Source organism: Desulfuribacillus alkaliarsenatis (assembly GCF_001730225.1).
Lineage (GTDB): Bacteria > Bacillota > Bacilli > Desulfuribacillales > Desulfuribacillaceae > Desulfuribacillus > Desulfuribacillus alkaliarsenatis.
The window spans coordinates 614,075-634,128 of the sequence record NZ_MIJE01000001.1 but is presented as its reverse complement, the minus strand read 5'-3'; the positions used below and the strand labels follow the sequence as shown (position 1 = coordinate 634,128).

The 20,054-nt window shown below is 35.8% G+C and carries 20 protein-coding genes; all 20 read right to left on the bottom strand.

Going from position 1 to position 20,054, the window contains the following annotated elements:
• Positions 1-6 precede the first annotated feature (6 nt).
• On the bottom strand, positions 7-759 hold the full coding sequence (locus BHF68_RS03250; RefSeq protein WP_069642183.1) for a fumarylacetoacetate hydrolase family protein: 753 nt from the start codon (positions 757-759) through the stop codon (positions 7-9).
• Between the two features lie 30 nt (positions 760-789).
• Entirely contained in the window at positions 790-2,526 is a 1,737-nt protein-coding gene (locus tag BHF68_RS03245) for an S-layer homology domain-containing protein (RefSeq protein WP_069642182.1), read from the bottom strand.
• Positions 2,527-2,657: 131 nt separating this feature from the next.
• Entirely contained in the window at positions 2,658-3,224 is a 567-nt protein-coding gene (gene folE / locus BHF68_RS03240; protein ID WP_069642181.1) for a GTP cyclohydrolase I FolE, read from the bottom strand.
• A 151-nt stretch (positions 3,225-3,375) separates the two neighbouring features.
• Positions 3,376-3,648 (bottom strand): HU family DNA-binding protein, encoded by a 273-nt coding sequence (locus tag BHF68_RS03235; protein WP_069642180.1) that lies wholly within the window; start codon positions 3,646-3,648, stop codon positions 3,376-3,378.
• Positions 3,649-3,838: 190 nt separating this feature from the next.
• Complete coding sequence (gene spoIVA / locus BHF68_RS03230) at positions 3,839-5,320, bottom strand: stage IV sporulation protein A (protein WP_069642179.1); 1,482 nt, start codon at positions 5,318-5,320, stop codon at positions 3,839-3,841.
• A gap of 115 nt (positions 5,321-5,435) precedes the next feature.
• Positions 5,436-5,978 carry a 2-oxoacid:acceptor oxidoreductase family protein gene (locus BHF68_RS03225; protein WP_084019163.1) on the bottom strand — a complete coding sequence of 181 codons (543 nt, stop codon included), beginning with the start codon at positions 5,976-5,978 and terminating at the stop codon, positions 5,436-5,438.
• Entirely contained in the window at positions 5,975-6,805 is an 831-nt protein-coding gene (locus BHF68_RS03220; RefSeq protein ID WP_069642177.1) for a 2-oxoacid:ferredoxin oxidoreductase subunit beta, read from the bottom strand. The genes BHF68_RS03225 and BHF68_RS03220 overlap by 4 nt, the downstream gene beginning before the upstream one ends.
• On the bottom strand, positions 6,806-7,930 hold the full coding sequence (locus BHF68_RS03215; RefSeq protein WP_069642176.1) for a 2-oxoacid:acceptor oxidoreductase subunit alpha: 1,125 nt from the start codon (positions 7,928-7,930) through the stop codon (positions 6,806-6,808).
• Positions 7,927-8,139 carry a 4Fe-4S dicluster domain-containing protein gene (locus BHF68_RS15780; protein WP_367114257.1) on the bottom strand — a complete coding sequence of 71 codons (213 nt, stop codon included), beginning with the start codon at positions 8,137-8,139 and terminating at the stop codon, positions 7,927-7,929. The genes BHF68_RS03215 and BHF68_RS15780 overlap by 4 nt, the downstream gene beginning before the upstream one ends.
• 95 nt (positions 8,140-8,234) lie before the next feature.
• Complete coding sequence (locus tag BHF68_RS03205) at positions 8,235-9,056, bottom strand: PHP domain-containing protein (protein WP_069642174.1); 822 nt, start codon at positions 9,054-9,056, stop codon at positions 8,235-8,237.
• A 16-nt stretch (positions 9,057-9,072) separates the two neighbouring features.
• Positions 9,073-10,014 (bottom strand): dipeptidase, encoded by a 942-nt coding sequence (locus tag BHF68_RS03200; RefSeq protein ID WP_069642173.1) that lies wholly within the window; start codon positions 10,012-10,014, stop codon positions 9,073-9,075.
• An 86-nt stretch (positions 10,015-10,100) separates the two neighbouring features.
• Entirely contained in the window at positions 10,101-10,361 is a 261-nt protein-coding gene (locus BHF68_RS03195; protein ID WP_069642172.1) for a stage V sporulation protein S, read from the bottom strand.
• Positions 10,362-10,501: 140 nt separating this feature from the next.
• Positions 10,502-11,287, bottom strand: coding sequence for a TIGR00282 family metallophosphoesterase (locus BHF68_RS03190; protein WP_069642171.1), 786 nt, complete (start codon positions 11,285-11,287; stop codon positions 10,502-10,504).
• A gap of 63 nt (positions 11,288-11,350) precedes the next feature.
• Complete coding sequence (rny, locus tag BHF68_RS03185; protein ID WP_069642170.1) at positions 11,351-12,898, bottom strand: ribonuclease Y; 1,548 nt, start codon at positions 12,896-12,898, stop codon at positions 11,351-11,353.
• 215 nt (positions 12,899-13,113) lie between these two features.
• Positions 13,114-14,139 (bottom strand): recombinase RecA, encoded by a 1,026-nt coding sequence (gene recA / locus BHF68_RS03180; protein ID WP_069642169.1) that lies wholly within the window; start codon positions 14,137-14,139, stop codon positions 13,114-13,116.
• A 147-nt stretch (positions 14,140-14,286) separates the two neighbouring features.
• Positions 14,287-15,867 carry a DEAD/DEAH box helicase gene (locus BHF68_RS03175; protein WP_141706210.1) on the bottom strand — a complete coding sequence of 527 codons (1,581 nt, stop codon included), beginning with the start codon at positions 15,865-15,867 and terminating at the stop codon, positions 14,287-14,289.
• 6 nt (positions 15,868-15,873) lie between these two features.
• Positions 15,874-17,124 (bottom strand): competence/damage-inducible protein A, encoded by a 1,251-nt coding sequence (locus BHF68_RS03170; protein WP_069642167.1) that lies wholly within the window; start codon positions 17,122-17,124, stop codon positions 15,874-15,876.
• A gap of 13 nt (positions 17,125-17,137) precedes the next feature.
• Positions 17,138-17,719: a CDP-diacylglycerol--glycerol-3-phosphate 3-phosphatidyltransferase gene (pgsA, locus tag BHF68_RS03165; protein ID WP_069642166.1), complete on the bottom strand. Its 582-nt coding sequence runs from the start codon at positions 17,717-17,719 to the stop codon at positions 17,138-17,140.
• Positions 17,700-19,046, bottom strand: a complete 1,347-nt coding sequence (gene rimO / locus BHF68_RS03160; protein WP_069642165.1) for a 30S ribosomal protein S12 methylthiotransferase RimO — start codon at positions 19,044-19,046, stop codon at positions 17,700-17,702. The genes pgsA and rimO overlap by 20 nt, the downstream gene beginning before the upstream one ends.
• Positions 19,047-19,137: 91 nt before the next feature.
• Positions 19,138-19,962, bottom strand: coding sequence for a helix-turn-helix domain-containing protein (locus tag BHF68_RS03155; RefSeq protein WP_069642164.1), 825 nt, complete (start codon positions 19,960-19,962; stop codon positions 19,138-19,140).
• Positions 19,963-20,054: the final 92 nt, after the last annotated feature.

Below are 20,054 nucleotides of genomic sequence, written 5' to 3'. Positions count from 1 at the left end.
CTTTTTTTAGCGATTATAATTTTTTAATATTCCGATTCCTTCTACTTCTATTTCTACAATATCACCTTTTTGCATGGGCCCAATACCAGATGATGTGCCAGTAATTATAATATCTCCAGGTAATAATGTCATTATTTGTGATATATATTCTACTAATTCGTCTACTTTAAATATCATTTGATTCGTGTTTGCCTGCTGTACAACTTTACCATTTAAGCGTGTCTCAATATGCAAATTATTATAGCCTAAATCATTCACTATCCAAGGTCCTATTGGAGCAAATGTATCGAAACCTTTTGCACGTGTCCACTGATTGTCTTTAGCCTGTAGGTCACGGGCCGTTACATCATTACAAATCGTATAACCTAAGATATACTCATCTGCCCGTTCTTTAGTGATGTCTTTAGCTTGTGCTCCAATTACAATTGCCAATTCCCCTTCATAGTCAACTCTATTCGCCATAGATGGATGTATTATATCATCCTCCTGGCCAATTATTGCAGAAGGCGGCTTTAGAAAGACAATTGGTTCAGACGGTGGTTTAATATTCATTTCTTCACCATGATCTCTATAGTTAACACCTATAGCTACTATTTTTGATGGTTGAACTGGCGATAATAATTTAACTTCTGATATTTTATAATAATCATTCGTCAATGAGTAATCATCATAAAATGTACCATCTATCTCTCTAATTAAATCGTCCTCAATAATGCCATTCATCACTTTATTCTTAAGTTGAAACCTAACAAATTTCATCTATAAGAACCTCCAGTAACATACTATAAATTAGTTATTGCGTATTTGTTGAAAAAGCTGATTTGCTATCACTGTAGCCTGTGCCCTAGTTATAAACTCTTTTGGGCGAAAGCTATTATCTGGGAAGCCTTGTACAATTTGATAGCTAGAAATCAAACGAATTTCATCTCGATAGCTTGAATTTTGTATGTCAGTAAAATTACGCGCATTCGGTAGCTGCTGGAATCCTTTGGCCCTTAATAACTGCGCCGATAACATTGCAACCTCTTCTCTCGTAATATATTCATCATACACAAACAGTTCATACTGTGCTCCATAGTGTTCTGTTCGCACAATATTAGAGCTAATCGCTTCGTTCAACACAGGTACGCCCCAATGACTTCCGCCGACTATCTGTGTCTGGGTTTGACTATTTGTTAACTTACTGAATTGGTTTACACGATTTAATATAGCTAATAATTCTGCCCTAGTTACGTATTGATTTGGTCTAAACGTTAAATCAGGGTAACCCCTTATAAATCTATATCCATTAGCTATAGTAATATTATCATACGCCCAATGATCATTAGATACATCAGTAATCTGTAAATTATTATTAATTATATTGATTGGGTTTTGACTCAAATCTAATGTAAGTTCATTCGAGGATATCATATTACCACTCATATCGCTAACAAATAATCTAAATGTCTTTTTCCCATAAAAACCTAGATGTTTGTTAAAATAAATCATGTTCTGATCTCTGGCTACAACTGTCCCATATCGCGCGGTTAGTTGGTTCTCGCTTGAGCTATTATTCTGATATGTAACAATTGGAAATGGAAATGCATCGAAGTCACCATATGTAACTAATGTATAATTTAACCTTTGGCTAGGATTAGCAACGGTATCCCAAGCAAAAGTTAACTGTAATGAATTATTTTGATTTGTTACCCGCTTTATTTCTTGAACATAAAGCGTCGGTTTATTTATTAATGGTCTTACTCTATTACCAGTCAAGTTGCCCAACTGAATAAAATATTCCCTTAATCCACTTACCTCTAGCGCTAAAGGAATGTTTAAGTTTTGTTGTGGCATTAAATTAAACATATGTCTAGCTGTCATAGGCTGTTGCCAAGTTGTAGGACTTTTCTCAAATTCATCAATCATATTGCTAAATAAATAATGCTTTCTAGCCAATGGAGAACCAAATAACTGTACATAGTCGTCAGCTGCTAGTTCTTCAATATTCCATTTTGAATTAGACCTCTGATCAATGTTATTTAATTGTCTCAACTGAGCATATTTTGAGTTATATCCTTGATTCGACAGTAGAATATTTTCATTCTTTAATATATGATACTGCGTAAAATGTTTACCATATTGCCTTGATAATGTTCTAGCAACATCCTCTACATTAGTAAAAGTATTGCCACCATATAGAGATATAATATTATCTGATAAAACTTCGTATTTACCATTGTCTAGACGATATGCTAATTGATATGATCCTAACTTGTTACGGTTATGATCTGGAAAATCTGGGTAAATGATTACTGCACTTAAGGCACGTATTTCTTCTCCATGCTGGTTTCTCAATAACTCAGTATGTAACGCCTTAAGTTTCACCTCGGTAGCCCATTCTTTGGAATAGCTTTTATAGACTATTCCTTCTGACGAATGAAATTCATGTTGCAATTCCAAAGCTTCTGCTACACTAAATGTATGTAATAACACCATAATAACAATTATAGCCATGATTAATAATAAAGGGTTTCTCTTGCTCATTTTATAAAGACACCACCTTTATAACAACATACATTATTTCGGCAATCTAGTAAATGGTTAATAAAAGCAAAGGCTCGTATTTAAAGCTATTTAAAGTAAATGTAATATTTATATAATGTTATTGTAATTTTCTAGCCCTTGATTAAACTAAAGGCTTCAGAACGGAGTGCTATATCTGTTTCAAAAATTCCTCTTACTGCAGATGTAATCGTTTTCGATCCAGGTTTTTTAACCCCTCTCATCGTCATACACATATGTTCTGCTTCAATAACTACAGCTACTCCCAAAGGTTTAATTTTATCAACTATTGTATTAGCAACTGTAGTTGTTATACGTTCCTGCAATTGTGGTCGCTTTGTTACCACTTCGACAACCCTTGCTAATTTACTTAAGCCCGTTACCTTTCCACCAGTTGGAATGTATGCAACATGAGCCACCCCAAAGAAGGGAACTAAATGATGTTCACATAAAGAGTAAAACGGTATGTCTTTAACAATTACTAATTCCTCGTGATTTTCAGAAAAGATTGTATTTAAGTGCTCTGATGGGTCTTCATGTAATCCTGCAAAAATCTCCTTATACATTTTTGCCACCCTTTTAGGTGTATCAATCAGCCCTTCTCGATTAACATCTTCTCCAACTGCTTCAAGAATCATAGTTACAGCTTTTTCAATTTTGTTTAAATCAAACTTTTCCATATTATACTCCTTTATTTTAATCTGCTTTTTTATACTTATTATACAGTATACATATTCTAGTAAAAAAAAGAAAATTAGAAAAGCAGAGGCTCTATACCTCTGCTTTTCATTAATTCAATTGTAGTACTTGAATATGTAAATTCTACAAAAATTAGTTAACTGCATCTTTCAGTTGTTTCCCTGCTTTAAATGCTGGCATCTTGCTTGCAGGAATCTCAATTTCTTTGCCAGTTTGTGGATTGCGACCTTTTCTAGCTGCGCGTTCCCTAACTTCAAAGTTTCCAAAACCTATTAATTGTACTTTATCATTACTAGCTAGTGCTTGAGAGATAGCTTCTAATGTTGCATCTACTGCCTTACCTGCATCTTTTTTAGTTAATTCTGTTGCTTCTGCCACTTTAGCAATTAGTTCTGTTTTGTTCATACTATTTCCCCCCTTCCACAAAAGCTTAAGCATAATATTGCTGCTTATAAAAGCTTTGAATCAAAAATGATTATACCATAGACTTCATAAAATTCAACAAAATATGACAAAACCAGCAGTAAATCACTACTTTATTACCATAATAGAAAAAAGAAGCACGGTATCTTGTGCTCCTTTAGTACTTGCTATTTTAGAGTATAATAGCGATTAATCCGCCACTTCCCTCGTTAATAATTCTCTCTAATGTATCCTTAAATTTGTATCTTGCATTTTCTGGCATTAGTGATAGTTTAGCCTGAATACCCTCTTTGACCACATCAGCCAACGAGCGTCCAAAAATGTCAGACTGCCATATCTTCAAAGGATTCTCTTCGAAGTCTTGCATTAGGTATCTAACTAGTTCTTCACTTTGTTTCTCCGATCCTATAATTGGTGCAAATTCTGATTCTACATTTATCTTTATCATATGAATACTTGGTGCAGTCGCCTTCAAACGAACACCAAATCTTGAACCGTGTCTTATTAACTCAGGCTCTTGAAGTTCCATATCTTCAATACTTGGAGAAGCAACACCATAACCAGTTGATTTAACCATTGCTAACGCTCCAGCGATTTGGTCATATTCCTTCTTCGCATATGTTAGCTCTTTCATTAGCTTCAGAAGGTCGTCTTTACCTTGAATTTCTACTCCTACAATTTCTGTTAACACTTGGTCGTATAATTCATCAGGGGCGTATAAATCAATGTCTACGGAGCCCTGACCCATCATAAGGTTTGCTAAGCTCGCCTTTTCAACGAACTCTTCTTCTGCTAAAGCAGTTACAACCCGATCGACATCACGTATTCTCTTAATATCATTTAATGAATGGCTAATGCAATCTTCAAAATTTTTTCGGAGCCAATGGTCCTGATCCAAAACCATAACCCAGCTAGGTAAATTAACATTAACTTCTGTTACAGGGAATTCAAAAAGTACTTCTTTTAAAGTTCTGTAAACATCCTGCTTATCCATCATAGCACAACTCATAGCCAATACAGGTATGTCGTATTTTTCTTTTAGTTCACTTACTAATGCTTGTGTTTCATCGCTCAATGGTTTAACAGAATTCACAATCATAACGAATGGTTTGCCAACTTCTTTTAATTCATTAACAACTCTTTGTTCGGCCTCAATATAATTATCCCTAGGGATATCAGTTATTGTACCATCTGTAGTAACTACAACTCCTAATGTTGCATGCTCAGCAATTACCTTGCGTGTTCCAACTTCTGCCGCTTCATGAAAAGGAATTGGATCTTCATACCATGGTGTATTTGTCATTCTTGGGTTGCCCTCATCATCCTCATACCCTTTTGCACCTTCTACGGCGTAACCAACACAATCAACGACCCTAACATTAATGTTCAAGTTTTCTTCCACTTCAATTGTTATTGCATTGTTTGGAATAAACTTTGGCTCAGTTGTCATAATAGTTTTACCTGCTGAACTTTGAGGCAGTTCGTCTTGTGCCCTCTGACGACTTGCTTGGTTTTCTATCTTCGGTAACACAAGAAGCTCCATAAACTTTTTAATAAAAGTTGATTTGCCTGTTCTGACTGGGCCAACTACTCCTAAATATACGTCTCCACCTGTGCGTTCTGCAATATCTTTAAAAATATCAATCTTTTCCACAAATATACCCTCCTTAGCGCAAAATCCCATTCGCTAAAGTATATGAGGTATACCTAATAATAGAACAAGCTAATTAATGTTTTGCTAAGATTTTTTCAGTTTTTAATATTTGTATTTAGTTTTTATCAATAAGTTCGTATCCAATATCAATTGCTTTTTTATTTAAATTCTCTGTTCCAACTGGTACATAGCTTTTCATTGCTTTATATAACAATTCTTTACTTGCAATATTCGTTGCGCGGATTAAAGCTCCTAAAGCTACCATGTTCGTAACTATACTTTTTCCTATAACTTCTTTTGCTGTTTTAATGATTGGGACTTTGTATAGTGTTGTCAATTCATTCCTGAAATCAGAAGTATTTAAGCTGCTATCAGTAATTATGACTCCTTGATTATCAATACATTTTGCATACTTATCCAAAGCAGACTGAGAAAGTACTAATAAAACGTTAGGGAGGAGGACTTTTGGATAATCAATTTCTTCTTCATCTATTATTACTTCTGACTTACTAGAACCGCCTCGAGACTCAGGTCCATAGGTTTGTGTTTGAACTACATTTTTACCAGCTAGACTACTGGCGGAGGCTAAGATTACTCCAGCTAAAACTAAACCCTGCCCCCCAGTGCCAGACAGTCTGATTTCCCACCTCAATTTTATTCCCCCTTCATAACTTGTGTAATAAGCTTTTGATATTCATTAGTAAACTCAGGAACATCATTTATATTTCTAAATTCACCTATTTTCATTTTGCTATTATCATCTTTATTTTGGTTAATATCATTTACTGAGTTTGCCTTGACAGTAATTGTATTTTCTTTAAACCATGTAATCATATCTGCTGCAGTGCCTCTTTTATTTTTTCTTCCAAAGTAGGTCGGACATGTGCTTAGAGCGTCTATGACAGCAAAACCATTGTGTTTTATACCTTTCTCAATTAATTTAGTCAACTGTGTTTGATGATACGCCGTTCCTCTCGCAACATACGTTGCCCCTGCACCTATGGCTAATTCACAAATATCAAAAGGTCGATCTAGATGTCCATATGGTGATGTTGCAGCCCATGCTCCTGATGGAGTAGTTGGTGAATATTGACCGCTTGTCATTCCGTAGACGTTATTATTAAATATAACAGTTGTTATATCAATGTTTCTTCTAATTCCATGTATAAGATGATTTCCGCCGATGGCTGTGGCATCTCCGTCCCCAGTAATAACAATAACTTTTAGCTCGGGGTTTGCTAATTTGATACCAGTAGCGTAGGGGATTGCCCTTCCATGAACGGTATGAACTGTATCAAAGTCTAAATACCCTGAGGCCCTAGAAGCACAGCCAATACCAGCTACGATAACGGTCTTTGAAGTGTTAAGACCTGTGTTGTCTATTGCTTCAAGTAATGATCTTAATACTATCCCATGGGCACAGCCTGGGCACCATATGTGTGGTAACTTATCCTGGCGTAAGTGCTTTAAAATTTTTGAGTTCATCTATCGCACCCCCTTAAGCACATCTAAGAGTTCTTGTGGGGTAAATAGTTCACCATTGTATTTATTAACTGGTATCACTTCTATACCAGTAACAGACGCTTCGACTTCACGCACAATTTGACCTCTGTTTAGTTCTGGCACTATAATTTTTTTTATTGAAGAATGTTTTAACCCTTGTAAATGCTTTTTGGGAAACGGCCAAATAGTACGAGGTCTCATGATGCCTACTTTGATTCCCTGCTCTCTAGCTAACTTATATGCTTTGTAGCATGATCTTGCAGCAGATCCATAGCAAAAAAACAAATATTCACTATCTTCAGTGTCATGCTCTTGAACATCTACTATGTCATCATAATTTGCATGTATTTTTTCATTAATTCTTGTAATAAATTTTTCAATTGTAGTTGGATTGCTGGTCGGAAAGCCTTGTTCATCGTGAGTTAAGCCCGTGACATGAAACTTATACCCTGTGCCAAGAGTTGCCATTGGAGGGACTAAATCCTCTGTGTTCTTATATTGGATATGGTCGTCAGGAGTTTCAACAGGTTTTGCCCTATTAACAACGTTAACAGTGTCTGGCAGTTTTACATTCTCTCGCATATGGCCTATAATTTCGTCCATTAACACAATTACAGGAGTTCGATACTTTTCTGCTAGATTAAAGGCCCTGACTGTTAAATCAAAGCACTCTCTTACCGAATATGGAACTAATGCAATTATCGAATAGTCACCATGTGACCCCCAGCGTGCTTGCATCATATCTCCCTGGGCAGGAGTAGTTGGTAAGCCAGTACTCGGACCAGCCCTTTGTACATTAATTACTACACAAGGTGTTTCCGTGGCTGCTGCAAAGCCTATATTCTCTTGCATTAATGTAAAACCAGGTCCACTAGTTGCAGTCATTACTTTTTTCCCAGTAAGAGAAGCACCGATTATAGCTGCCATACTAGCGATTTCGTCCTCCATTTGAATAAACTTTTTTCCTAATGGTATTAGCTTTTGGGCAAATAGCTCGGTAATTTCTGTCGATGGTGATATCGGATAACCAGCATAGAAGTCTATACCAGCCTTCAAAGCAGCTTCAACGCATGCTTCATTACCCTGTATAAGCTCTATATCCTTCATTTAGCTTTTTCCTCCTTTATTTCAATGGCAAAATCCGGACAATGGTTTTGACACATCATACATTGGATACATTTTTCTTCTTTGGAGGCTAGCAACTTACCATCCCTTAACTCTAATACTGCCTTTGGACATAGATGAACACATATTCCACACTGTTTACACCAGTTATGATTGATAAATACTTTTTTATTAACTGACAAATACTCCACCTCTCTTCTAGTAATCTCTACGGCTTTATCAAGACTCCAATTTCAATAAGTGGGTTTTTAATATCCTATGTGTTTTTCCTTAAAATCGTTTGTTATTATTTCAAACTATCCATCTTAGCAGCTTCTAGTCTATCTACAATCTCGTATGGTAATTTTAACAAATTCAAAATAGAGCTTGTACCAATACCATGACAATCTGATCCACCTGTTTCTAGCAAAGAAAATTTGGTCGCAATATCTTTGTACTTTTCAGTTTTTCTATAGTCATGTTTACTGTGATAGACCTCAATTCCATCTAGCCCAAGTTCTGCAAAGTAACCCCAATCTATCGCATTATCATATAATCCAGGGTGAGCTACAACTGCTAGTCCTTTAGCATTATGAATTAATTCAATAGCTTCCTGTGGTTCCAGTCGTAACCTATCGACGTATGCAGCTTTACCAGGTGATAGTAATTTGTCAAAAGCTTCGTTGGTATTTCTAAAGTATCCCTTTCTAACTAAAAGCCTAGCAATATGTGGCCTGCCAATTGTTCCTATACCTTTTAAATTTATAACCTCTTCTAGTGAAATCTCGTAATTCAATTCCTGCAGCCGACATATTATCCTACTTGCTCTTTCCTCTCTCGACTTTCTAATGATTGACAGCTTCGATTGTAACCTATCATTCGAAGTGTCAATGTAATAACCTAGTATATGAATCTCTTCACCCTGCCAGCAGCTATTAATTTCAACACCTGGAATAACTTTTAGCTCGTAGTTTTCTGCTATTTTAATCGCTTCTTCAACCCCTAAAGTTATATCATGATCTGTTATTGCAATTGCTTTCATTTTTTTTGACACTGCTTCAAGCACGGTTTGTTCTGGTGTTCTTAGTCCATCTGATTTCGTCGTATGAATATGTAAATCTACTGTCATATAAATTCTTCCTTTGTTAATTATTTTCTGGTGAATTATCTTCTGGCAAGTTCTTTATCATAAATTGTATCCAATTTAAGTGGGTTATTTTATCAACAAGCTCCTTGCTATATATTTTAGCAAGCCTATCCTTTAATAAATATAATTTTTCTGGGTTTTCTAGTTCCTTTATTAACCTTGCACCGTCGTAATCGGAACCAATTGCTATGTTATCTTCTCCACCGAGCTCTAATATAAGGTCTATATGTTTAATCACATCCATAATACTTGCATCCCTTGCTGAATTATTTAAAAACATAGGTACAAAATTAATTCCTATAACACCCTGCATTTTTATAATAGCTTTAATTTGTTCATTCGAGATATTTCTTATGTGATTACATATTTTTGCACAATTTGAATGACTAGCTATTAACGCTGGCTTATTCTCTAAATTAACAATATCCCAAAATGATCTTTCAGACAAATGTGAAGCATCTATTATTCCGTTTTTTTTAATTAAATGATTAATAAATTCTTTACCCGCTAAAGATAACCCCTCGTTCGTAATTGTTGTACAGCTAGTGGCAAAATGATTATCTTTGTTCCAAGTCAGCCCAAATATCCGAGTCCCATTATCCCATAATATATCAAATAAATTATTATCGGGCAGAATTGTATCGCAGCCTTCTAATGCCAAAATTGCTAGCATTTTATTATTAAGATAGTGTTTAATATTCTTTAGTTGGTTGCTATATTTAAGTTGTATAACATTATTAGCATTAACAACATTTCGTTGAAATAACATTACTTGTCTCAATACTTTGTTAGTAGCTATTGATAGGTTTTTCTGTGGCTCTACAAATATAGCAAAGTTCTGCAGTATAATTTTTGAGCTTATTAAGTTTGGTATAGTAGCAACGGCTACCTCTTTATTATCTAACTTATACAAGTAGTCGCAATGTCCATCAGCAAACATCTAATCACCCCTAATAAAATTATATAATATAAAACAAAAAAAGACCTGTCTATTCATTGAAGTGAATAAGCAGGTCCTTTATGCTATTATCTAGGCTCTATAATTAATTTAATTGCTGTACGTTCTTCCCCGTCAATTATGATATCAGTAAATGCGGGAACACAAACTAAATCAATACCACTAGGAGCTACGAAACCTCGTGCAATCGCTACAGCCTTAACTGCTTGATTAATTGCCCCAGCGCCAATGGCCTGTAGCTCTGCTGCTCCACTTTCGCGCAGAACACCAGCAAGAGCACCTGCTACAGAATTAGGATTCGACTTTGCTGAAACTTTTAATACCTCCATAATTAGAACCTCCTCTAGTATGTTAGATATCTACCATTTCAATCTATATTCTAGTCACTTGACAATTATTCCTTCTTCTATAGCGTAAAAAACTCTAAATAATACAAATTTTGTGAGCATTATTTTTAATATTGCTTGATTTATGAAACTTCGTATATCGATTTAATTTCCCGAGCTGATGTTGAACCCTTTGCAAGCTCTATTATAACAGCTGAAAATTGCCATGAGCTAGAATTACTATCAACATTAATTTTTACTGGTATTTTTAATCTGAATCTTTTTAATACAGCCTCTGCTTCCATACCAATAACCCCAGATCTACACCCAGTCATCCCTACATCTGTAATATATCCTGTATGCTCCTTAATTAATTGAGCATCACTTGTTTGGACATGTGTATGTGTACCGAATACAGCACTAACCTTGCCTGCTAGATATCTACCCATAGCTATTTTCTCAGATGTCGCCTCAGCATGGAAATCCACTATAATATAGTGATCTTTTGGTATTTTTGCCAAAAGATCATCTATGGCAGCAAAAGGACAATTAAAAGAGTCCATAAACGTTTGACCACATAGGTTGATTACAGTGACGTTTTTATTGCCAAGTTTGACTGTTATATAGCTTCTACCAGGCAATGCTGTTGGATAGTTAGCTGGTCTGATTATATTATAATTTTTTTTATCAATAATTTCATAGATATCGTCGTGATCCCAGGTATGGTTTCCCATGGTTAATGTGTTAACCCCAATATTAGTTAACACACTTACTGCTTGCTTTGTGATACCACGACCATTTGGTGCACTATTCTCTGCATTTGCAATGATAAAATCAAATTGGTTTTTATCTTTTAAATACGGCAAATATTCTGAAACTGCTTTTAAACCCAGGTTTCCGACAATGTCACCTATAAATAAAATTTTCACCTTTAAGCCTCTTTCTAATAAATACTAATATTTATGGAAAAAAATAAAGTGACCTAAGCCACCTTATTTAGCATATTCAACTGCTCGTGTTTCGCGTATCACGGTTATTTTTATTTGTCCTGGATAATCTAAATCAGCTTCTACTTGCTTTTTAATCTCCCTAGCAACATTTACTGACTCAACATCGTCAATTCTATCTGGACGAACTATAATTCTTAATTCACGTCCAGCTTGAATTGCGTAGGATTTTTCTACTCCTTCGACATTATCAGCAATTGCTTCTAGCTTTTCCAACCTCTTAATATAAGACTCTAATGTTTCTCTTCGTGCTCCAGGTCTAGCTGCAGATAATGCATCTGCTGCTGATACTAATACAGCTGTAATACTTTCAGCCTCTACTTCACCATGGTGAGAAGCTATGCTGTTAATTACTTCTTTAGGCTCTTTGTATCTTTTAGCTATATCAATTCCTATTTCTACATGTGAACCTTCAGTTTCATGGTCAATTGCTTTACCGATATCATGTAGTAATCCTGCTCTTTTTGCTAGTTTAACGTCTACACCTAGTTCTGCAGCCATTAAGCCTGCTAAATGTGCAACTTCTGTAGAATGCTTTAATACATTTTGTCCATAACTAGTACGGAACTTTAATCTACCTAGTAATTTAATTAATTCTGGATGAAGTCCGTGAACTCCAGTGTCAAATGTAGCTTGTTCACCTTCTTCACGAATTCTTTCATCGACTTCTTTGGTCGCTTTCTCGACCATTTCTTCAATTCTCGCAGGGTGGATTCTACCATCAGCCACAAGCTTCTCTAAAGCAACTCGTGCAATCTCTCTGCGAATCGGCTCAAAACCAGATAAAATGACAGCTTCAGGGGTATCGTCAATAATCAAATCTATGCCTGTTAAAGCTTCTAGGGTTCTAATATTGCGACCTTCCCTACCAATTATTCGGCCCTTCATCTCATCGTTTGGAAGTGCAACTACAGAAACTGTCGATTCAGCAACATGGTCTGCAGCACATCTTTGAATGGCAATAGATATAATTTCTCTAGCCTTTTTATGTGCCTCTTCCTTTGCCTGTAATTCAATATCCTTAATCAACATAGCTGTTTCATAACGAATTTCGCTTTCAACTTTGTTAAGGATAATGTCTTTCGCTTCCTTCTGAGTTAATCCCGAAATACGTTCTAATTCAGTTATTTGCTCATCAAGCTTAGTCTGTATTTGTTCTTCCAATTCTGTTACTTTGCGCTCTTTATTAGCTAAAACGTCTTCTTTCTTTTCAACTTGCTCTACTTTACGGTCTAATGTTTCTTCTTTTTGCAATATTCTGCGTTCTAAGCGATCTAATTCTTTACGCCTTTCTCGCATGTCTCGTTCAGCTTCTGTGCGAATTTTGTGAGCTTCATCTTTAGCCTCTAGAATTGTTTCTTTCTTTGTAGCTTCTACTTCCTTTTTTGCATTTTCTAAAATATTTTTAGCTGCTTCTTCGGCGCTAGATATCTTAGCTTCTGCAATTGATTTTCTCACAAAAAACCCTATAACAAATGCTACAACAGATACTGCAACTAGTATTATTAGACCTATCCCTATTGGTATATCCATTAGGTCTAACCTCCTCCAATTACCAAACTTATAATAGGTATAAATGATTTGTCTTGGTAAAAGGTCGCATAGGATTTTTAAAAAACACTTTTCAAAAAGCTATTTTATCTTGAACTAAATTAAACCTAATATATAACACGAAACAGAAATACGCACCTTCATTGTATTATTTGTCACAATACTTGTCAAGAAATATAAATTTAAAGCCATTTTCTCTAAATTTGTTCTTGTAGCTCATCTTCTTCTGTCGAAACTGTTTGCAAATTATAATGATCTCTTATTCGCTTATTAATTTGATTAGCAATTGCAGGATTTTCTTTTAAGAAGATTTTAGCATTCTCTCTACCTTGCCCTAATCGCTCATTATCAAATGAATACCACGCACCACTTTTGTTAACAACATCTAAATCCGTTCCTATATCTAATAAGCTTCCTTCTCTAGAAATACCTTCACCGTACATAATATCAACATCTGCCTGCTTGAATGGTGGAGCAACCTTATTTTTAACTACCTTGATTTTTACTCTATTACCAACGACATCATTTCCTTGCTTAATTGACTCTGTTCTCCTTACGTCTAAACGTACACTCGAGTAGAATTTTAAAGCACGTCCACCTGGTGTAACTTCAGGGTTACCGAACATAACACCAACTTTTTCACGAATCTGGTTAATAAAAATTGCTAATGTTTTAGATCTGCTAATGGCACCTGAAAGTTTACGTAGTGCTTGTGACATCAACCTCGCCTGAAGTCCTACGTGCGAATCTCCCATTTCACCTTCAATCTCAGCTCTTGGCACTAAAGCTGCCACAGAGTCGATTACAATTATATCTACAGCACCGCTACGAACGAGTGCCTCTGCAATTTCTAGAGCTTGTTCTCCCGTATCTGGTTGTGATAAAAGTAATTCTTCAGTATTTACACCTAAATTTTTAGCGTAAACAGGATCTAACGCATGTTCTGCGTCGATAAAGGCGGCTTGTCCACCGTTTTTCTGTACTTCAGCAATTGAATGAAGGGCAACAGTTGTTTTACCTGATGATTCAGGACCGAAGATTTCAATAACCCTACCTTTCGGAAATCCTCCTATGCCTAAGGCAATATCTAAAGCTAAAGAGCCAGATGAGCTCGTCTCTACTTGACTAGAAGTAGATTCGCCCAATTTCATAACAGAGCCTTTACCGAATTGTTTCTCAATCTGCTTTAATGCCATTTCAAGCGCTTGCTTACGATCACTCATTCTATAACCTCCTAATATTCTCCATAATATGTATTTCCCACTATATAATCTGGAACAAAAGTTCGATACTTGTCTATTGTACACGATAATATATAAAAAAAAAAGTACAAATTGTACTTTTTTTGGTATTAAAAGTTATCCATGTTACTATCGATTAAAACTTCTCGGCTTTGCTGGCTCTACGTTGATTCTTTTGCCTTTAACCCTTGTATTTCTAAATGCCTCATAAACAAATGGCGCCTGATCTTCTGCAACTTCTACAAATGTGAAGCGGTCAAAGATATTTATTTTCCCAACAAAATTAGTATCTATTCCAGCATGTTCTTTTAATAATTCAATTACGTATTTAGGTGTGAATTCACCATTCTTGCCCACATTGATAAAGAAGCGAACCATACCCTTTTCGCCACCAGTATCACCAAAATCATAAGTCTGCATTTCGATTTTGTTACTTGTACTATCAACAGTTATTTTCATTGCAGCAGCAGCTACATTAACTGCACCATATCTATTTATTAAATCTTCCAAGCTTTCGATGTAATTCTGTAAATCATTTTTCTCAATGCAGTCGGTTAATTTCTCTTTCCATTGCTGTTTCTGCTTATTTGCAACCTCTTCTAACGATGGAATTTCTTTAGAATTCAGAGTAACCTTTGTTTGCTTTTGAATTGCTAGAAGCTGCTTAATTTCCCTAGGAGTAACCAAGGTTATTGCAATGCCTTTTCTCCCAGCACGACCTGTACGACCAACCCTATGTACATAAGACTCTGGGTCTTGTGGTATATCATAATTAATAACGTGACTTACATTCTCTACATCAATACCCCTTGCAGCTACATCAGTTGCAATTAATAATTCAATTGAGCCGTCACGGAACTTATGCATTACTTTATCACGTTGTGCTTGCGATAAATCACCATGTAAACCCTCTGCTAAATAACCACGATCCTGTAGGGTATCTGCTAATTCATCTACACCCTTTTTGGTACGGCAAAAGACAATTCCTAGTTCTAGCTCTTCTTGATCTAAAATCCTACAAAAGCTTTCTAACTTATCACGCTCTAAAACCTTATAGTATAATTGCTCAATCAAAGGCACTGTAACATCGCCTTTAGCGATAGATATATTAGTTAAATTTCTCATATATTTTTTTGATAAATGCTTTATCTCATAAGGCATTGTTGCTGAAAATAATAGTGTTTGCCTGTTTTCTGGAGTTGATTTTATGATTTTTTCTATGTCTTCAATGAAACCCATGTCTAGCATTTCGTCAGCTTCATCTAATATTAATGTTTTCACGTCATCTAGCTTTAGTGTATTTCTTCGTAGGTGGTCTAGTATTCTACCAGGAGTACCTACTACAATTTGTGCACCCTGATTTAATGCGCGTATCTGATGTCCAATGAGCTGACCACCATAGATTGGTAATGGACGGATGTTTTTTTGTTTTCCTATTTTACGAATTTCACCAGCAACTTGAATAGCTAACTCTCTTGTAGGTGTAAGAATTAAAGCCTGAACATTTCTACTTCTCTCATCTACCTTTTGTATTAACGGAATACCAAAGGCTGCAGTTTTACCTGTACCTGTTTGAGCTTGTCCAAGAACATCTCGTCCCTCAAGAACTATAGGAACGCACTTTGCTTGAATTGGTGTAGGCTCTTCAAAGCCCATTTCGTTTAACGCACTTAAAATTCTACTATCAATTCCTAAATCTTCAAACCTCATAGTCAATTATCTCACCTTTTCTTCTAATTGTTTCAGTAGTAAATATTGCGCAGCTTTAATTGCACGCATACGAATTGTTTCTCTATCACCATTAAATAAATGCTTTTCAGTCACTATGGTATTACCAGAAGACACACTTATGTATACCAAGCCTATTGGTTTCTCAGCTTCAGCGCCTGCTGGTCCAGCTAAACCAGTAATGCTAATGCCATAATCTGCCTGTGATTTCTTTCTTATTAATTCTGCTAAGCCTTCAGTGACTGGACTACTAACAGCCCCGTGTTCTTTTAACATTTCTGAAGTAATTCCAAGTTGTTGTTTAGCCTTATTACTATAACACACTATTCCCTGTATAAAATACTTTGAGCTATCAGGTAAGCTTGTCATAAAACTGCTTAGAAGACCGCCTGTACAGCTTTCTGCAATAGCAATTGTGCGTTTATATTGGAGTAGCTTCGTATGCAGAACATCAAGAAGGGTTTTATCATTATCAGCATAATAGTACTCAGCTAATCGCTGGGTTATTTCTTGTTTAATTGGCTCAATCAGTTCCTTAGCTTTTTCTAAGTTTACAGCCTTTGCTGTAATCCTAAGCGTGACCTCCATTTCACTGCATAGAGGGGCTATCGTTGGATTGCTCTGCTCTTTTAATAAATCATCAATTTTCTCTACTAGGGCAGATTCGCCAATACCTAAAAAGCGTAATACATGGGAATAGATTGTAGCTGTTTGTTTATAGAAAGTTGATCTTAGTAAATTAGGTAATAGCTCGTGTTCAAACATGGATTTAAGCTCCCGAGGTGGGCCTGGTAATAACGCATATAACCTATCGCTATGCTCATATAAAAGTCCAGGAGCAGTGCCAAGATTATTATATAAAGGAATCGACCCTTCAATAATTAAAGCCTGCTTAGTGTTAGTTGCTGGCATTTGTTTTTTTCTCATTAGAAAAAACTGCTTAATTTGTTCTAATGACTGCCCATGAATAACTAAAGGCTGTCTAACATAGCTTGCTAATGTTTCTTTAGTAAGATCATCATCCGTTGGCCCTAGTCCACCTGTCAAAATAATCAATTGAGAGCGGGCGCTGGCGATTTCTAATGCATCTGTTAATCTTTCGCTGTTGTCACCTACAACAGAATGATAGTATACATCAAATCCATATTCCGCCAATTTCCTAGATAAATATTGAGCATTTGTATTTGTAATTTGTCCTAACAATAATTCAGTACCAACAGCAATAATTTCTGTTTTCAAGAAATTTCCTCCACTATGATTTTTTTATAATAACCTGTCTGTTTTTATAAAAATAATCAATCCCTGAAACTATAGTTACAATTACAGCTACAAATAAAGATATTTGATCTAACGGTATTCCTATATGGTTAAATGGAAAATTATTAAGAATTAATAATACGATTGCGACAATTTGCGCTACAGTTTTAAGTTTACCAAGCTTACTTGCAGATATTACATGACCATCAGCAGCAGCAACTAGCCTTAACCCCGTTACTGCAAACTCTCTGCTAATGATAATAACTGCGACATATGCTTCTAGTCGACCCATTTCAACCAAAGATATGAGTGCTGCTGATATGAGAAGCTTGTCAGCTAAAGGATCTAAAAACTTCCCTAGGTTAGTAACCATTTTTTTCTTGCGAGCAATATACCCATCTAAGCCATCTGTACTAGCCGCTAGAATAAAAACTAATGCTGCGATAATTTCATTCAGTGCCGTAGATACACCGAAAATTGAAATCCTACCAAAATCGAAGCTAACTAGTAAAAACAGCATTACAATTGGCACCAAAATAATCCGGGTTAATGTTATTTTATTTGCTAGGTTTAACATATTGTACCTCCCCGGAAAAATCAAAATCTAGGGCATGGGTAATCTTAACAGGTACTATTTCACCTACCTGTATAGACTCACCCGTTACGTAAATTTCACTATCGATTTCAGGCGCATCATACTGCGTCCGACCGACAAAGGTATTACCCGCCTCTGCACGTTCTATCAATACAGGTAATACTTTGCCAATATGCCTACTATTCCTTAATTCAGTGATTTTACGTTGAATCTCCATAATTTCTGCTGCTCGTTTTTCTTTTATACCATGTTCAATATGTCCAGTAAGTTTAGCAGCTGCTGTACCTTCTTCTTTGGAGTATGTGAATACACCTAGTCGATCAAATTGTGTTTCAGCAACAAACTGTTTTAGATTTTCAAAATCCTCATTAGATTCATTCGGGAATCCAACTATGATAGTGGTTCTAATAGTTACATCAGGAATACGGTTACGCAATGATGAAATTAATTGCTTAATGTCTTTATTTTGACCTGGTCTATTCATAAGTTTTAAAACCTTTGGCTCGCTATGCTGCAAAGGTATCTCTACATATTTGCATACCTTAGGCAAATCAGCTATAGCATCGATAAGTTCATCGTCTAAATTGCCAGGATATGTGTACAATAAACGTATCCATTCGATTCCATCTATACTATTAAGTTTTCTAAGTAATTGTGCAATCTCTGGTTTCCCGTAGATATCGAAACCATACAGACTTGAATCTTGAGCAACAAGATTAATCTCCTTGGTTCCTTTTTCCGATAGTGCCACTACTTCTTCGTAAATTGATTCTATAGTTCTACTTCTGTATTCGCCTCTTAAGCTCGGAATAATGCAAAATGTACAATGATTATTGCAGCCCTCTGAGATTTTTACAAATGCGCTTGGGCCAGGTTTGCGATTTTTATGAAAACTAGCAAATTCATCATAGGAAACGGCCGGGTGCCCTGTGTATGCTGGACGCTTCCCGGCTTTACATTCTTCTATAAGATTGTGGATGTCGCTAAAGTTGCCCGTCCCAACTATGCCATCTATTTCTGGTATTTCCTGTAGAAGCTCTTCTTTGTATCTCTGTGCTAAACATCCTGCTACTATTAAATATTTCAACTGTCCTGTCTGCTTTAAGTCTGCTAAATCTAAAATTGTATTTATAGACTCTTGTTTTGCAGCTTCAATAAAGCCACAGGTATTAATAATTATAACTTCAGCTTTATTGGTATCTTCTTCTACATTATATCTATTAGAATTTAAAATGTCTTTCATTATGTCTGAATCGACGGCGTTTTTAGCGCAGCCAAGTGTGACTACTGAAACTGATAGCTGTCCCATACTTTTCCCCCAAAATAATATAAGCAATATCTATTCTTTTCACAGTATAATATATGCCTTTTAAAGTGTCAAAAACACCTATAAAAGGTGTTTATTGATTAATAAAGTTAAATTGAAAATTTCTAGGACTACTGGTCGCTTCCTTCTCTATCAGTTGGTCATTGATATATAAGTTTACATTGCCAGGGTTCCCTAAACGAATACGTGTGTTGTTGTCACTACCTACTATATCAGTGTTTCCATTTCTAAGTGTATTTGTAGCTGTTACTCCCCCTTGAGCATTAGGAGTACGAATTTCGTACCAACAATCTCCTTGTACTGCTTCTATTCTTATTTCTATCTGCTCCACGTTTGACACTTCATAAATATATGTTGTTTCTTGTTGTTCTACAAAATTTATTATTGATTGTTGCTCATCCGTAACTTCTGGCTCAGTAATCGGTTGCTCCTTTTCAGGTAACACCTCAAATTCGATATCATGATTTTGAGTATTTTCTTGTTGATTATTATTTTCTGATATAGCTTCTCCGTCTCCCTCAACATTAGATACATAGTGAATTATTGTAGCAATAACTGCAATTATCAGTATGATTACTAAAGATAAAGCAAAGAGCTTACCAAACCTATTTGCTTTAACTGGCTTTGTCGTTGTTGGCGCAATTGGTGCCGTTGAGAGCTGGTCTTGTTTTATCTCATGGTCTATATCCGCTAAAAAGGATGATACATCTACCTGTAAGACCTTAGCATAGCTGCGAATAAAACCCTTAACATAAAACTTCCCAGGCATCATTGACCAGTCGCCCTTCTCAATCCCTTCGAGATAGCGCACACTAATTTTAGTAATATCTGCAATCTCTTGCAGTTCCATTCCCTTTTCAATTCTTTTGCTTTTCAAAAAACCGCCTAGCTCTTTCACGACTTCACTCCTATCCTCCAAGCTAAATATTGATATGGAGTTTGCATTCCACCTTATTCTGTTATTCTACATTAAAAATAGGTTTCCTGCAT

Coding starts and splice junctions, on each gene's coding strand:
- BHF68_RS03250 (WP_069642183.1), bottom strand. CDS start 759: ATGAAATTTGTTAGGTTTCAACTTAAGAATAAAGTGATGAATGGCATT.
- BHF68_RS03245 (WP_069642182.1), bottom strand. CDS start 2,526: ATGAGCAAGAGAAACCCTTTATTATTAATCATGGCTATAATTGTTATT.
- folE (WP_069642181.1), bottom strand. CDS start 3,224: ATGGAAAAGTTTGATTTAAACAAAATTGAAAAAGCTGTAACTATGATT.
- BHF68_RS03235 (WP_069642180.1), bottom strand. CDS start 3,648: ATGAACAAAACAGAACTAATTGCTAAAGTGGCAGAAGCAACAGAATTA.
- BHF68_RS03220 (WP_069642177.1), bottom strand. CDS start 6,805: ATGAACTCAAAAATTTTAAAGCACTTACGCCAGGATAAGTTACCACAC.
- BHF68_RS03215 (WP_069642176.1), bottom strand. CDS start 7,930: ATGAAGGATATAGAGCTTATACAGGGTAATGAAGCATGCGTTGAAGCT.
- BHF68_RS03205 (WP_069642174.1), bottom strand. CDS start 9,056: ATGACAGTAGATTTACATATTCATACGACGAAATCAGATGGACTAAGA.
- BHF68_RS03200 (WP_069642173.1), bottom strand. CDS start 10,014: ATGTTTGCTGATGGACATTGCGACTACTTGTATAAGTTAGATAATAAA.
- BHF68_RS03195 (WP_069642172.1), bottom strand. CDS start 10,361: ATGGAGGTATTAAAAGTTTCAGCAAAGTCGAATCCTAATTCTGTAGCA.
- rny (WP_069642170.1), bottom strand. CDS start 12,898: ATGGATATACCAATAGGGATAGGTCTAATAATACTAGTTGCAGTATCT.
- recA (WP_069642169.1), bottom strand. CDS start 14,139: ATGAGTGATCGTAAGCAAGCGCTTGAAATGGCATTAAAGCAGATTGAG.
- BHF68_RS03175 (WP_141706210.1), bottom strand. CDS start 15,867: ATGAGGTTTGAAGATTTAGGAATTGATAGTAGAATTTTAAGTGCGTTA.
- pgsA (WP_069642166.1), bottom strand. CDS start 17,719: ATGTTAAACCTAGCAAATAAAATAACATTAACCCGGATTATTTTGGTG.
- rimO (WP_069642165.1), bottom strand. CDS start 19,046: ATGGGACAGCTATCAGTTTCAGTAGTCACACTTGGCTGCGCTAAAAAC.